Genomic DNA, 13100 nt, shown 5'->3' on the forward strand with positions numbered 1-13100 from the left:
TCGTAGCGGGCTTTCGCTGCGAAGACCATGAAGGGCAGCTTCCGGGCAACCCAATAGTGCCGCGCCTGCGAAGCGTTCTGAAAACGGGAATGGATGAAAATCCCAGGCAGCCGACCATTGCCACGGAGCAAGCTATGCAGGCTCTGACCCAGCACCTTCTCCGGAATTTGCCAGGATAGGGCGCAGGGCTCGGACGCTGTCGCGCTGGCAAGGTTCTTGCTTCACTCTTTCAAGTGCGGCGAACGGGCAAATGGGCCCGCAGACCTCCAAACGGGGTCTGCGGGCAGGTCTGTTACATGTTCGGGTAGTTCGGCCCGTCGCCTCCCTGCGGCACGGTCCAGGTGATGTTTTGGGCCGGGTCCTTGATATCGCAGGTCTTGCAGTGGACGCAGTTGGCGAAATTGACGACGAAGCGTGGATCTGCGCCCTCTTCCTCGACGAACTCGTAGACACCGGCCGGGCAATAGCGCCCGGAGATCCCGGCATAGCGGCCGAGATCCTCGGTCAGCGCCAGCCCTTCATCGGCGAGCTTGAGGTGGCAGGGCTGGCTCTCCTCGTGGTTCGTCATCGCGAAGGAGACATTGGTCAGCCGGTCGAAGGAAAGCTTGCCGTCGGGCTTGGGATAGTCGATTGGCCGGCACTCGCGCGAATCCTTGGTGGATTTCGCATCCGTCTTGCCGTGTTTCATCGTTCCGAACGGGTTCCAGCCGGTCATCGAGCCGAGCCACATGTCCAGCCCGCCGAGGGTCAGCCCCCCCATCAGGCCGAATTTCGACCAGAGCGGCTTGACGTTGCGCACGGGCTTGAGGTCCTTGCCGACCGGTCCGGTGCGCAGACCTTCGTTGTAATCGGTCAGCTCGTCGCTGGCACGCCCCGCCGCGATGGCGGCATGTGCGGCCTCGGCGGCCTCTTTGCCCGAATACATCGCGTTATGAATGCCCTTGATCCGCGGCACGTTGATCAGGCCGGAAGAACAGCCCAGCAGCGCCCCGCCGGGGAAGCAGCTCTTCGGGATCGACTGGTAGCCGCCCTCGGAGATGGCGCGGGCGCCATAGGCCACGCGCTTGCCGCCTTCCAGCAGGTCCTTGAGCATCGGGTGATGCTTGAAGCGCTGGAATTCCATGTAGGGGAAGAGATTCGGGTTGGAATAGTTCAGGTGGACGACGAAACCGACGCAGACCTGGTTGTTTTCCATGTGGTAGATGAACGACCCGCCGCCCGCATTGGAGCCCAGCGGCCATCCCATCGTGTGGGTGACCGTGCCCTCGCGGTGCTTGGCGGGGTCGATCTCCCAGATTTCCTTCATGCCGAGGCCGAACTTGGCGACGTCACAGTCCTTGTCGAGCTCGTATTTGGCGATCAGCTCCTTGGCGAGCGAGCCGCGCACACCTTCCGAGATGAAGACATACTTGCCGTTGAGGATCATCCCGGGCTCGTAAGCCGGACCCGGTGTTCCGTCGGCTTCCTTGCCGAACTCGCCCGCGACCACACCCTTCAGCGCGCCGTCTTCGCCATAGACCAGCTCGGAAGCAGCCATGCCGGGGAATATCTCGACGCCCATCTCTTCGGCCTGCTCCGCCATCCAGCGACAGACATTGGCGAGGGAGACGATATAGCAGTGATGGTTGTTCATCAGCGGCGGCATCATCATGTTGGGCAGCTTGATGCCACCCGCCTCGCCGAGCATGTAGAACTCGTCCTTCTTCACCTTGGTACTGATCGGCGCGTTCTTCTCTTTCCAGTCGGGGATCAGCGCGTCCAGCCCGCCCGGGTCCATGACCGCGCCGGAGACGATATGGGCGCCGACTTCGGAGCCCTTTTCCAACACCACGACTTCGAGATCGGGGTCCAACTGCTTGAGGCGGATGGCCGCCGACAATCCCGAGGGGCCTGCTCCGACGATGACGACATCATAGTCCATCGCTTCGCGTTCGATTTCGCTCATGGCTCTTCCTGGTCCTGGCTCTGGCTGATCATTTTTTCGGCACTCAGAATGCGTAACGGAGGCTGTGCTGCGAGGTCAATCGTAACGCAGCATCATAATGACGCAGCGCAGCGTCGCAGTTTGCGGGCAGTTCCGGGGCCGGGCGCACCGCCGCTATGCAATGTGATTACAATATGCGCAACAGAATAGATTTAAAAACAGACGTTATTTGGCCCAGTGCTTTTCGGCGTAGTCCATCGTTTCGCGGGCATCGAGCGCACGGGTGGAGTTCCCTGTGCGCAGGTAGAATTCGGCCTTGCCGCCATGGGTGAGATAGACCGGTCGATGTGCGGGTTCGACGATAACCAGCGCGACATCCTTATTCTCGAGCTTCGAAAAAAGCACATGGACCAGGGCGCAGGTCTCGCCGCCGGCAAAGCGTTTGACCACATCCATCAAGGCTTGTTCGAACCCGTCTCGATCCTTGCGGCGCAGGCTTTGATAGTCTTTCTCCAGCCCGTAGATCGCGCCGTCATCCTCGACGCCAATCAGCAGATTGCCGCCACTGCGGTTGAGAAAGCCGACGATGGTCTTGGCGATGACTGTCTCCAGCGCCTTGTTGGGGCTGTCCTTCACCACGTCCCAGCGCAGCGTGGATTTGAACTCGACTCTATTGCTCTCGCCGCCGGCGATGAGGTCGGGGATGGATTGGGCGAGCGTGTCCGTGAGCGTGCGGATATCTGTCGAGCGCCGCATCAGGATCCAGGCGAAGAGACCAAAACCAGCGCCCATGGCCGCACCGATGCAGGCGAATATCGAGCCAAACCGAAGCTGGCCTGGATCGAGCATTTGTCCCATGCGGCCGATGATGAACTCGCCGTATTGCCCGGGTATGCCCGCCAACCCGGAAAACTCGAGCCAGAACAAAGACGCGACCAACGGGTTCAGGACGAAGAAGCCGCCCAGCGCACCGGCCAGCATGAACAGGCCGACAAAGGCAAGGGGGTTTCCTGTCACCGGGTGGAGGCTTTGTCTGGCGTCGAGAGTCATGATCGGTCCTGCAGTGCAAACACGTCGGACCTGCCGTACGCCCACGGACGAGGCTGTGCAACCGCGCCGGATGTCTCGCATCCTGCATGCTCAGTCAGGAGTCGCTGGCCTGCCGGTCAACCACTTTCGGTGGATCTCTCCTCAGCAGTCTGCCGAAGTAGCGAAACCGCGATCACACCGAGCACGATTTCGAGGATCGCATAGACGATCAGCAGCCAGTGCGGCCATCCGTCCAGGACGATGCTCAGAACACGACCGGCCGCCAGTCCGAACATGAACACCGCACAGGCAATGAGCGCCGGTCGTTCCATGGATTTGTCGAACGCGCCCCATAGCCAAAGGGCGACAACGGCGAGGTAGAGCCCCATCACCGCCCGCATGATGTGTGTGAGATTGACTGTATCGACCGTGATGCCGAAGACAGCCCCCAGGCTCGCCGATGGATTGGCGCCGTAGCCAAGTGCGATCGGAACGAGGCCAACCGAGCAAAAGATCAGGAAGTATTTCGTACGCATGGGGCAACCATAAGATGCGAAGCGAAAAAGAAAATCAAAAACGGTAGTGCATGACCGTGTGACGGGACTTGCGGGGGCGTTTTCAATTTCTAACCGCGAAGATGCCCCGTCCCGATATCCGACCTCGCGTGAACGCGCCCCGCCCGGACTCCGGCGAGACGCGTCGCGTTGTCTTCTTCGTCAATCGTTGATCTGGCTGTACGAGACGTCAGCGCGCCGTCAGCTCTTCTTCGCGGTCAGGAAGTCTACCATTTCCGGCACCATCGTGTCGCCGCGCCCGGCCTCGGCTGCCGCTTCCAGCACACCTTTCGCGGCCCCGACCATCCGGGAGGGCGTCCCCAGATCCTCGGTCATCTGGTTGTAGTATCCGAGGTCCTTCTTGGCGTTATTGACCGAGAAGGCGAGGTCGATGCCGCCATCAATGGCATAGGCCTTGACGAAATCCATCATCCCGGAGCGCAGCGGACCGGCCGACATCACGTCATAGACCGCCTGCCGCTCGATGCCGGCGCTGTCGGCCATGGCAAAGGCTTCCGACATGGCGCAGGCCGTTGTCATTGCGAAGAAATTGTTGATCAGCTTGATCGTGTGGCCGGTGCCGAGTTCGCCGAGGTGGAACACGTTTTCGCCTAGAACGTCGAGAACGGGCTTCGCCGTCTCGAATGTCTCCAACTTGCCCGAACACATGATGTTGAGCAGCCCGTCCTTGGCATGAGCCGGTGTGCGGCCGAGCGGCGCGTCGAGATAGCCGGCGCCCTTCGCGGCCAGATCCGCGCCGATGCGCAGCGTGGACGCCGGGATGGAGGTGCCGAAATCGATCACGATGGATCCGGCTCGGATACCGGCCAGAACGCCGTCATCGCCATAGATCCGGGCCTCGACATTGGCCGAGGTGTCGATGCAGAGCATCACGATATCGCTTGCCGCGGCCAGCTCGGCCGACGTTGTCGCTTCCGTCGCACCACGGGCGATCGCAGCATCGACATTGCCCCGCGAGCGGTTCGCAATGACCACAAGAGGGTATCCGTTGGCCTGTAGGCATTCGACCATTGCCGAACCCATGAGACCCAGACCGATGAAACCGATTGTTGGTTTGGCCATTTTCTTCTCCCAAGACGTGAACTGTGTGAATTGCCTCTACTGCTATGCTAGTTACCGACCAGTTTCCAGAACCTCCATGCCGTCCCGGCACCAAGTTTGCGCAAGCCGCTGCCACCGGCCTGCCTTTCCCTTGACATTCCGTCGCACGCTTGGGTTAAGAGCGTTCAACCTATTCCCCACAATCCAGCCGTGCAGGGACCGAATGGAAAAGATACCGATGACCCGCGCGGGCTATGCCGCGCTGGATGAAGAGCTGAAGATCCTCAAGTCCAAGGACCGCCCCGAGATCATCAAGGCGATTTCCGAGGCGCGCGAACACGGCGACCTTTCGGAGAATGCCGAGTACCATTCCGCGCGCGAGAAACAGAGCTTTATCGAGGGCCGGATCAAGGAACTCTCCGGGCTGATTTCACTCGCCAATGTCATCGATCCAACGTCGCTTTCCGGCGCCATCAAGTTCGGCGCAACGGTGACAATTGTCGACGAGGAAACCGACCAGGAAAAGACCTTCCAGATCGTTGGCGAACAGGAAGCGGACCTGACGAAGGGTTTGCTGAACGTTGCCTCGCCGATTGCGCGAGCGTTGATCGGCAAGGAAGAGGGCGACTCGATCGAAGTCCGTACACCGGGCGGCGAAAAGAGCTATGAGGTTCTCAGCGTCAAATTCGTCTGAGTCGAGGATCGCTTGCAGATGAGCCAGGCACCACGCAAACCACATATCGGAGACGCCACCCGTCCGCCTGCGCAACGCGGCGGCATGGTCGCGGCGGACTGGATCGCCTTGATCCTGAGCGTTCTGTGGCTCGGCGGTGCGGCGGTTTTCTTCTTCCTTCTGCCTGCGGGCACGGGCGAGGCCGGGGTGGACCCGGCCCGGTTTGCGATGATCCTGTTGGCGATCCTGTTGCCCGTGGCGCTGATCTGGGTTGGCGCCACGGCGGCCAAGAGTGCGCGGCTGATGCGCGAGGAAAGCAAGCGGCTTCAGGCTGCCATTGACGCGATGCGCCAGGCCTATGTCAGCCAGGCGCCGCAGGGGGCCTCCGGGGTGCGCCTGCCGCTCGAACAGAAGCTCGACGAGATCGCGCATGCCCAGAAGAAGACCGAGGCCGCGCTGGCACATCTGACCTCGGTGAATTCCCGCGCCGCAGTGGTGGCCGCGAAAGAGCCCGAGCGCCCCGCGCTGTCGGGGCCCAAGAGGACAGACGAAGCGACCGAAGAGTCCACGCAGCCGGCGCTTGCGCTCGGCACCCCGGCGGAGGCGCTGGCCGAGCCGATCTCGGCGGAAGACTTCATTCGGGCGCTGAACTTTCCCGAAGACGAACGTGATGCCCAGGGGTTCCGGTCTCTGCGGATGGCATTGAAGGATCGCAACGCGTCGCGTCTTGTCCGCTCGGCGCAGGACATCCTGACCCTGCTGGCCGAGGATGGGATCTACATGGACGACCTGGCGCCGGACCGGGCCAAGCCGGAGATCTGGCGTCGCTTTGCCGAAGGCGAGCGCGGACGGACCATCGCCGGGCTTGGCGGCGTGCGCGACCGCTCCTCGCTTGCGCTGACCGCCGGGCGGATGCGGCAGGACCCGGTCTTCCGTGACTGCGCACATCACTTCCTGCGCAAGTTCGACACCACCTTCGCGGCGTTCGAGAAGGAGGCCAGCGATGCCGAGATCGCGGCATTCGCCGACACGCGGAGCGCGCGCGCGTTCATGCTGATCGGTCGCGTTTCCGGAACCTTCGACTAAGGCCAGCGGTTCACGCAAGCGGGCTTCTTGTGGACATCTCAGCCGTTCGATGTGCCGGAACAAGCGTGGAACTGCTGTCTCAGAGCCTGAAGGCCGGCTCGCAACACACCCTGCCTGCTATCCCAACCGCAAGCACATTGTCGTGGCGTGGTGGAAACCGAAGAGCCGCGAGAAGATCCCCAACTCGACCCGATCCGTCGCCGCGAATCCGTAGCTCTCATAGAGCGCCCGTGCCCGCAGGTTGATGTCGATCACGTCAAGCCGCACCTCGGACATCCCGCGTGTGCGGGCCTCCGCGAGTACCCCGTCGATCAAGGCGCTGCCAACCCCCTGTCCCCGCGCCGCGCGCGTGACGAAGATCCCATCCATCAGGAGTTGTCCGTCCTGCAGCGGTCGTTCCATCAGGTCCAACAACGGCCCGCGCCAGGCCGCGCCGATAGCGCCATAGACCCGCGCCATGTCCCGGAACTCTGCCGAAATAAGCCCGCCATGCCGCGTTTTGACCCCGGCAATCCCGAGCAACTCGCCCCTGTCGGACCAGGCCGACAAGGCATGATCCGGTGTCAGAGTGGCCTCGATGAAGACCAGCGCCTTGCGTTCCGGCGCCAGGACCCGGCCGAGCTTGCCGGAAAAGGCTTCCCAGAAAAGCGCGGCGACCTGCGCGCGATGTGTTTCCGGAAACCCCGCCTCGATCCTCATGGCGTTCTGGTTCCTGTGAACGACTCAGCTCTCTCCGGGCAGAACGAAATGTCCCGGATCCGGCCCGTACCCGACCTGGATGTCGGCCCGCGCTGCCGGCGAGTCGACGATGTCGGAGCGGTTGTCGAGGCTGTCATCATAGTATCGGCGGATCGTGGCGTTTGGCATCTTGTCGAAAGCCCGCATCGTGGCCTTGGGGAAGGGCGAGCGCGGAACGGATTCGAAGCCGGGAATATCACGCAGGATATTGTTGATCGATGTGGTGCAAAGCGCATTGGAGACCGTACCGCGGCTTTCGATCCTTTGCAGGATTCGCTCGGCATTTGCCGCGGAGACGGGGACATCGTGGCGGATGACGCGGTAGGTTTCACGCGCATGATAGTCGATGAAGAAATCGACCATGTTGTCGGTGATGCCGTAATGCACATCCGCTCGCTGCGGTGCGTAGGGATGGTGGAACGTGCCGGCCGGGTTGAAGATCACGCGCTGCGAAGCGTTGACCATCAGCGCGCTGTGCGCGCCTTCGTTGGAACGGTTGTTGACCATGGTGAAGAGCGTCACGGTCGGTGGCTCGTCGGCACGATAGGCCGCCCTGGACACAGTTTCGTCGCTGGCCCAGGGGCCAGGTTCGCTGCATGCGGCCAGCAGAAATGGCAGGCAGAGCGCCAGCAGGAAGGATCTCATGGGGCGCTCCCCTATCAAATACCGAATGATGTTTGTGGGTGTCAGCCGTTGACCAGGCCGATGAACAACAGCAGCAGGATGCAGAAGATCGCCCCCTTGGTCGCGAAGTTGATAAAACCGTCGAAGGTCTTTTCCTGCACGGATATATCCATGCTGCCCGGCTTGTGCGTCTCGTCCGACATGCGTTTCTCTCCCTGTCACTGTCCTGTCGCCCGATCTGCTTAGCCCATGTTTCGCTTTGTGTTAAGTCTGCCGGACGCGAATGTGAAGGGTTGCGTTTCGTCCGCTCGTTTGACGCGCTCGGATGTGCAACCGCAGCCCCATAAATCCGCGAATGGTCTCTGTCTCCACCCTGTTACGTACTCTCGACAGTCCACGCTTCGCTGGAGCGCCGTCGCGCCACATGCGCTTTGGCAGCCCGCGCCCGTTTGACGATTCCCTAGCCGCCAAGCACGAGAAGCAGGGCTGTGAGTGTGAAGAGCGCGCCCAGTGTGGTGCCGAACTGCGCCGCGGAGGCAAAGCCTTCACGGCCATGCGCCTGCGCGACGACGGGGAACATGCCGAAGGTGGGCAGGGCGCCGGTCAGGATCAGCGCCGCCCGCATCTCGCCGTCCAACGGTAACAGGCCGGTCATGGCGGCCAGCGTGACCGCGACGAAAATCGCCAGCGGGTGCAGCAACAGCTTGCCCGCAACGATATATCCGGCCAGCGCACGCACCCCCTTCGGCTTGAGCAGCGCGAGATTGCCACCGATGACGATGAGCGCGAGGGCGCCACTCGCCGCCGCCAGCATGTCCAGGGGCCGGAGCAGCGCGCCCGGCAGGGTGAGGCCCGAGGCAGAGACAGCGACACCGGCCAGCATGGCGAGCACAAGCGGCCCGGTCAGCACGCGCCAGAAGACACGCCCGGCGATCTGCAAGCGGCTCCCTTCGCCACCATTGCCAAGCTCCAGTAGGGTGAAGATCAACGGAAGGAAGATCATGTTCTCGACCACGAGATTCTGCGCCAGCACCTTGTCGGCGATTTCCGGCATGGCCAGCAGCAGGATCGGATAGCCGATGAAGCCGCTATTGGGACAGGTGCTGCCCATGGTGGCCAGCGTGGTGGTCTTGTGGTCGAAGCTGCGGCGGAAGGCCGGGTAGAGCAGTGCCATGAGCGCCAGTGTGCCGAGCGCGTAGGGCAGCATGTAGGACATCTGGATCGTCTCGGCGAGCGGACGTCGGGCGATGGCGGTAAACATCAACGCTGGAAAACCGAGCGTGATCATGAACTTCCCAAAGGCGCGCAGGTCCTCCGCCGAGAAAAAGCCCCGGCGCGTAAGGAAGAAGGAGAGCCCGATCAGCGCGTAGATCGGGAAGATGATCTCGAGGACGGCCAGCACCGGCTCAGCCGATCTTGCCGGGCAGTCCCTCGCCAACCTGTCCACGATGCAGCAGGAGGTGATCCAGCAGCACGCAGGCCATCATCGTCTCGCCCACCGGCACGGCGCGGATGCCGACGCAGGGGTCGTGCCGGCCCTTGGTGACGATCTCGGTATTCTCGCCCGACCGGGTTATCGTCCGGCGCGGGGTGAGGATGGAGGAGGTCGGCTTCACGGCAAAGCGGACGACCACGTCCTGCCCGGTCGAGATGCCTCCAAGGATGCCGCCCGAATGGTTGGAGCCGAAGCGCGGTCCGTCATTGCCCATGGTGATCTCGTCGGCATTTGCCTCGCCGGTCAGCATCGCCGCCGCCATGCCCTCGCCGATCTCTACGCCCTTGACGGCATTGATCGACATCATGGCCGCAGCAAGATCCGTATCCAGCTTGCCATAGACCGGCGCGCCCAGCCCGGCCGGCACGCCCGAGGCACAAAGCTCGATCATCGCGCCGACCGAGGAGCCGGCCTTGCGCAGCCCGTCGAGATAGGTGCTCCAATCCTCGACCGCGCCCGCATCGGGCAGCCAGAAGGCGTTGTTTGGGATTTCGTCGAGATCGAACCGGGCGCGGTCGATGGTCTGCGTGCCCATCTGTACCATGTAGCCGGTGATCTTCAGCTCCGGCGCCAGCTTGGCCAGCGCCGCCCGCGCGACTCCGCCTGCTGCCACACGCGCCGCCGTCTCGCGCGCCGAGGAGCGCCCGCCGCCGCGATAGTCGCGGATTCCGTATTTCTGCCAATAGGTGATGTCGGCGTGGCCGGGGCGGAACTTCTCCGCGATCTCGCTGTAATCCTTGGAACGCTGATCGGTATTCCTGATCATCAACTGGATCGGTGTGCCGGTGGAGACGCCCTCGAAGACCCCGGACAGGATCTCGACCTGATCGGGTTCGCGCCGTTGGGTCATAAAGCGATTCTGCCCCGGCTTGCGCTTGTCGAGCCAGACCTGCAACGCTTCCGCCTCAATCGGAACGCCCGGCGGGCAGCCATCGATCGTGGCGCCAAGCGCGGGCCCATGGCTCTCGCCCCAGGTGGTGACGCGGAACAGGTGACCGAAAGTATTGAGGCTCATGGGGCGGGCTCCTTTTCGCGACGGGTTTAGAGGGCGCGGGCGACGGGCTCAAGAGGCGAGACCGCGCGTGCCAAAGGCGGAAAGCAGGCCGAAGAAGAAAGCAGCGGCAATCGAAGCGACAAGACGCGCTTTCATACCGTCTCCTTGCCGGAGCGGCGCAGAAGCGCTGGTCAAATTGCGACACGGGACGCGATATTCCCCTGCCTGCATGGCAGCGGTCGCCAGTCGGGGTCAGTCCTTGTCGGCTTCGCCCACATTCTCCCGGAAGGCGACCTCGAAGGCGGCCTGCTTGTCCGGGCTCGCCTCAGTCTGGTTCTGTGCCCGCCAGTCGTCATAGGGCATGCCGTAGAAAGCCTCCCGCCCAGCCGCCTTGTCCATCTCGATGCCGCGCTCACTGGCGGCCTCTTGATACCAGCGCGACAGGCAGTTCCGGCAGAATCCCGCAAGGTTCATCATGTCGATATTCTGCACCTCCGGACGGTCCTCCATCAGGTGCTTCTGCAACCTCCGGAAGGCGGCGGCTTCGATCTCGATACGTGTCTGCTCGTCCATCTCTCTCTCCCTCATGCGCCGCAATCGGCGAGCGCGCCGACCAGCAGCGGCGCCAGTCGTCGTCCCCAACCTTGTTGCTCCTCGACGGTCCGGATCAGGTCCTGCCGGACCTCGATCAGAACATGCGGCCGGTCATGGCTCAAGGCGTGGCGGTGAATGGAATCGCCGGGCTGGTGCCCGGCATAAGGTTCGTTGTCGCCGACACAGAGGTCGTCTTCAGCCTGAAGTCGCGCGATTATCGCCAGCGAGAGCGCGTTTCGCGGCGCCGTGTGGAGCAGCGCCACATGCCAGGGGCGCGGCGGCCGCCCCATCAGCTGGGGCGTGAAGCTGTGAACGGCAACAATCACCGGGTCGCGGCGTGAGGCTGCGAGCCGACCAAGTTCGGCGTGATAGGGCCGGTAGCAGAGCTCCTTGCGACGCTCCAGCTCTTCCCGCCCGGCATGGCGATTGCCGGGGATGATGGTGCCGTCATAGAGCTTCATCAACAGGGTCGGGTCGTCCTCGCCTCGGTTCGGATCGATCACGAGACGCGAGAAGTTGGAGGTGATCAGTGGCGCTTCCAGCGCATCGGCCAGCGCGTGGGCAACCCCTGCCGCGCCTGGATCATAGGCGATGTGGCGGGACATCTCCGATTGCGGCAAGCCCAGCGTGCCGCCGTTGACCTGAGGGGGAACGGTATTGGTCGCATGGTCGACCGTGATCAGCCAGCGGCTTTGGCGGGGTTCGCCATGAGTATGGAAAGCGTGATATGTCATGAGTGCGTGATGTTTTCCCCGCAAGGGTGTATTGCGTCAGGGGGCGGAGCGCCAGAGCCATCCGAGGGGTGGAACTTCGGCCATTTTATCGCTAACCCTCGCACCGAAAGCCGCTCGAAGGAAAGGAACCCAATGCGACGGATGCGCAATGTGAAGATCGTGGCCACACTAGGCCCTGCTTCGGATGACTATGATACGATCCGGAGGCTCTTCGAACTCGGCGCGGATGTCTTCCGGCTCAACATGAGCCACGGGAGCCATGACGAGATCCGCGAGTGGCACGGGATCATCCGTAATATCGAACAGGAAATCGGCCGTCCGATCGCCATCCTCGCGGACCTTCAGGGTCCGAAACTGCGCGTCGGCGTCTTTGCCGGCGACAGCGAGGTGCTGGTCGATGGCGACAAGTTCCGCATGGATCTCGACGAGGCCGAGGGCACGTCGAGCCGCGTGCGCCTGCCCCATCCGGAGATCTTCCAGGCGCTCAAGCCGGGCGCGACGCTTCTGATCAATGACGGCAAGATCCGCCTGCGGGTCGAGCAATGCGGCGAAGATTATGCCGATTGCGTGGTCGTTACCGGTGGCACGATCTCCAACCGCAAGGGCGTCAACGTGCCGGACGTGGTCCTGCCCGTGGCCGCACTGTCGGCAAAAGACAAGCGGGACCTCGAATTCGTCTGTGAGCTCGGTGTCGACTGGGTTGCCCTGTCCTTCGTGCAGCGGCCCGAGGACGTGATCTACACCAAGGAGTTGGTCGCCGGACGCGCGGCAGTTCTCTCCAAGATCGAGAAACCCTCCGCCGTTGAAGCTTATGACGAGATCCTCGAGGTCTCCGACGGGATCATGGTCGCGCGCGGCGATCTCGGGGTCGAACTTCCGGTCCAGGCTGTTCCGCCGATCCAGAAACGCCTGATCCGGGGCGCTCGGAAGGCTGCCAAGCCGGTCATCGTTGCCACCCAGATGCTGGAATCGATGATCGAAAGCCCGATTCCGACCCGCGCCGAGGTCTCAGACGTGGCCAACGCGATCTATGAGGGCGCCGACGCGGTCATGCTCTCGGCCGAATCCGCCGCCGGTCAGTTCCCCTTCGAAGCGGTGAGCACGATGGATGCCGTCGCCGTCGAGGTCGAGAACGGGCAGGTTTATCGCGACATCATCGAGTCGGCGCGCCATGTCGATCGCAAGACCACGGCCGATTCGATCGTCGCCTCGGCCCGCGAGATCGCGGAGAATACCGGCGTGAAAGCGATCTGCTGCTTCACCCATTCCGGCACCACGGCGCTAAAGACCGCCCGCGAGCGGCCGCGCGTGCCGATCCTCGCGCTGACCCCCTTCACCGGGACGGCGCGGCGGATGTGCCTGAGCTGGGGCGTGAACTGCTTCATGACCAATGGCGATGTCAGCCGGTTCAAGATGGCCGTGGTCTCGGCGGCGCGCGCTGCGCGGGCCGGGCAGTTCGCCAATTCCGAGGACAATATCGTTGTCGTCGCCGGCGTTCCCTTCAACATTCCGGGCTCGACAAATATCCTCCGGGTGGCACCCTGCGACGAGAGATTGATCTTCAATACCGATCCGGAGTAGGCGCGAGACGTG

At 62.8% G+C, this 13100-nt stretch carries 14 protein-coding genes; 3 read left to right on the forward strand and 11 right to left on the reverse strand.

The genetic code is table 11. The features are described 5' to 3' along the window. Window positions 1–292: 292 nt before the first annotated feature. From R3X27_RS18430 to R3X27_RS18445, 4 genes are all read right to left on the reverse strand, one after another. Window positions 293–1945, reverse strand: coding sequence for an electron transfer flavoprotein-ubiquinone oxidoreductase (locus R3X27_RS18430; RefSeq protein ID WP_317710351.1), 1653 nt, complete (start codon window positions 1943–1945; stop codon window positions 293–295). A gap of 204 nt (window positions 1946–2149) precedes the next feature. Beyond that, entirely contained in the window at window positions 2150–2974 is an 825-nt protein-coding gene (locus R3X27_RS18435; protein WP_317710352.1) for an ATP-binding protein, read from the reverse strand. Window positions 2975–3090: 116 nt separating this feature from the next. Next, a complete protein-coding gene (locus tag R3X27_RS18440; RefSeq protein ID WP_317710353.1) occupies window positions 3091–3489 on the reverse strand; it encodes a DUF4345 domain-containing protein in 399 nt (132 codons plus the stop codon). A gap of 219 nt (window positions 3490–3708) precedes the next feature. Further along, window positions 3709–4590 (reverse strand): NAD(P)-dependent oxidoreductase, encoded by an 882-nt coding sequence (locus R3X27_RS18445; RefSeq protein WP_317710354.1) that lies wholly within the window; start codon window positions 4588–4590, stop codon window positions 3709–3711. Between the two features lie 202 nt (window positions 4591–4792). Here R3X27_RS18445 and greA point away from each other — a divergent pair, with 202 nt between their 5' ends. Together greA and R3X27_RS18455 are read left to right on the forward strand one after the other, a co-directional pair. Beyond that, entirely contained in the window at window positions 4793–5263 is a 471-nt protein-coding gene (gene greA / locus R3X27_RS18450) for a transcription elongation factor GreA (protein WP_317710355.1), read from the forward strand. A gap of 18 nt (window positions 5264–5281) precedes the next feature. Further along, entirely contained in the window at window positions 5282–6328 is a 1047-nt protein-coding gene (locus R3X27_RS18455) for a hypothetical protein (RefSeq protein ID WP_317710356.1), read from the forward strand. Window positions 6329–6445: 117 nt separating this feature from the next. Here R3X27_RS18455 and R3X27_RS18460 read toward each other — a convergent pair whose 3' ends face one another. The 7 genes from R3X27_RS18460 to R3X27_RS18490 all read right to left on the reverse strand — a co-directional run bounded on the left by R3X27_RS18460 (window position 6446) and on the right by R3X27_RS18490 (window position 11507). Beyond that, on the reverse strand, window positions 6446–7027 hold the full coding sequence (locus tag R3X27_RS18460) for a GNAT family N-acetyltransferase (RefSeq protein ID WP_317710357.1): 582 nt from the start codon (window positions 7025–7027) through the stop codon (window positions 6446–6448). 24 nt (window positions 7028–7051) lie between these two features. Continuing rightward, window positions 7052–7711 carry a hypothetical protein gene (locus tag R3X27_RS18465; protein ID WP_317710358.1) on the reverse strand — a complete coding sequence of 220 codons (660 nt, stop codon included), beginning with the start codon at window positions 7709–7711 and terminating at the stop codon, window positions 7052–7054. Window positions 7712–7752: 41 nt separating this feature from the next. Continuing rightward, the gene (locus R3X27_RS18470) at window positions 7753–7893 is read right to left on the reverse strand and encodes an aa3-type cytochrome c oxidase subunit IV (RefSeq protein ID WP_317710359.1); all 141 of its coding nucleotides are present in this window, start codon (window positions 7891–7893) and stop codon (window positions 7753–7755) included. 257 nt (window positions 7894–8150) lie between these two features. Beyond that, a complete protein-coding gene (locus tag R3X27_RS18475) occupies window positions 8151–9092 on the reverse strand; it encodes an AEC family transporter (protein WP_317710360.1) in 942 nt (313 codons plus the stop codon). A 4-nt stretch (window positions 9093–9096) separates the two neighbouring features. Then, window positions 9097–10200: a chorismate synthase gene (gene aroC, locus R3X27_RS18480; protein ID WP_317710361.1), complete on the reverse strand. Its 1104-nt coding sequence runs from the start codon at window positions 10198–10200 to the stop codon at window positions 9097–9099. A 231-nt stretch (window positions 10201–10431) separates the two neighbouring features. Next, entirely contained in the window at window positions 10432–10752 is a 321-nt protein-coding gene (locus R3X27_RS18485) for a DUF1244 domain-containing protein (RefSeq protein ID WP_317710362.1), read from the reverse strand. A gap of 11 nt (window positions 10753–10763) precedes the next feature. Beyond that, entirely contained in the window at window positions 10764–11507 is a 744-nt protein-coding gene (locus R3X27_RS18490) for an N-formylglutamate amidohydrolase (RefSeq protein WP_317710363.1), read from the reverse strand. A 132-nt stretch (window positions 11508–11639) separates the two neighbouring features. On the opposite strand from R3X27_RS18490, the gene pyk reads away from it, so the two are divergent. Continuing rightward, window positions 11640–13088, forward strand: a complete 1449-nt coding sequence (gene pyk / locus R3X27_RS18495) for a pyruvate kinase (protein ID WP_317710364.1) — start codon at window positions 11640–11642, stop codon at window positions 13086–13088. Window positions 13089–13100 lie beyond the last annotated feature (12 nt).

Origin of the sequence: Tropicimonas sp. TH_r6, from assembly GCF_033101155.1 — a bacterium.
Classification (GTDB): domain Bacteria; phylum Pseudomonadota; class Alphaproteobacteria; order Rhodobacterales; family Rhodobacteraceae; genus Tropicimonas.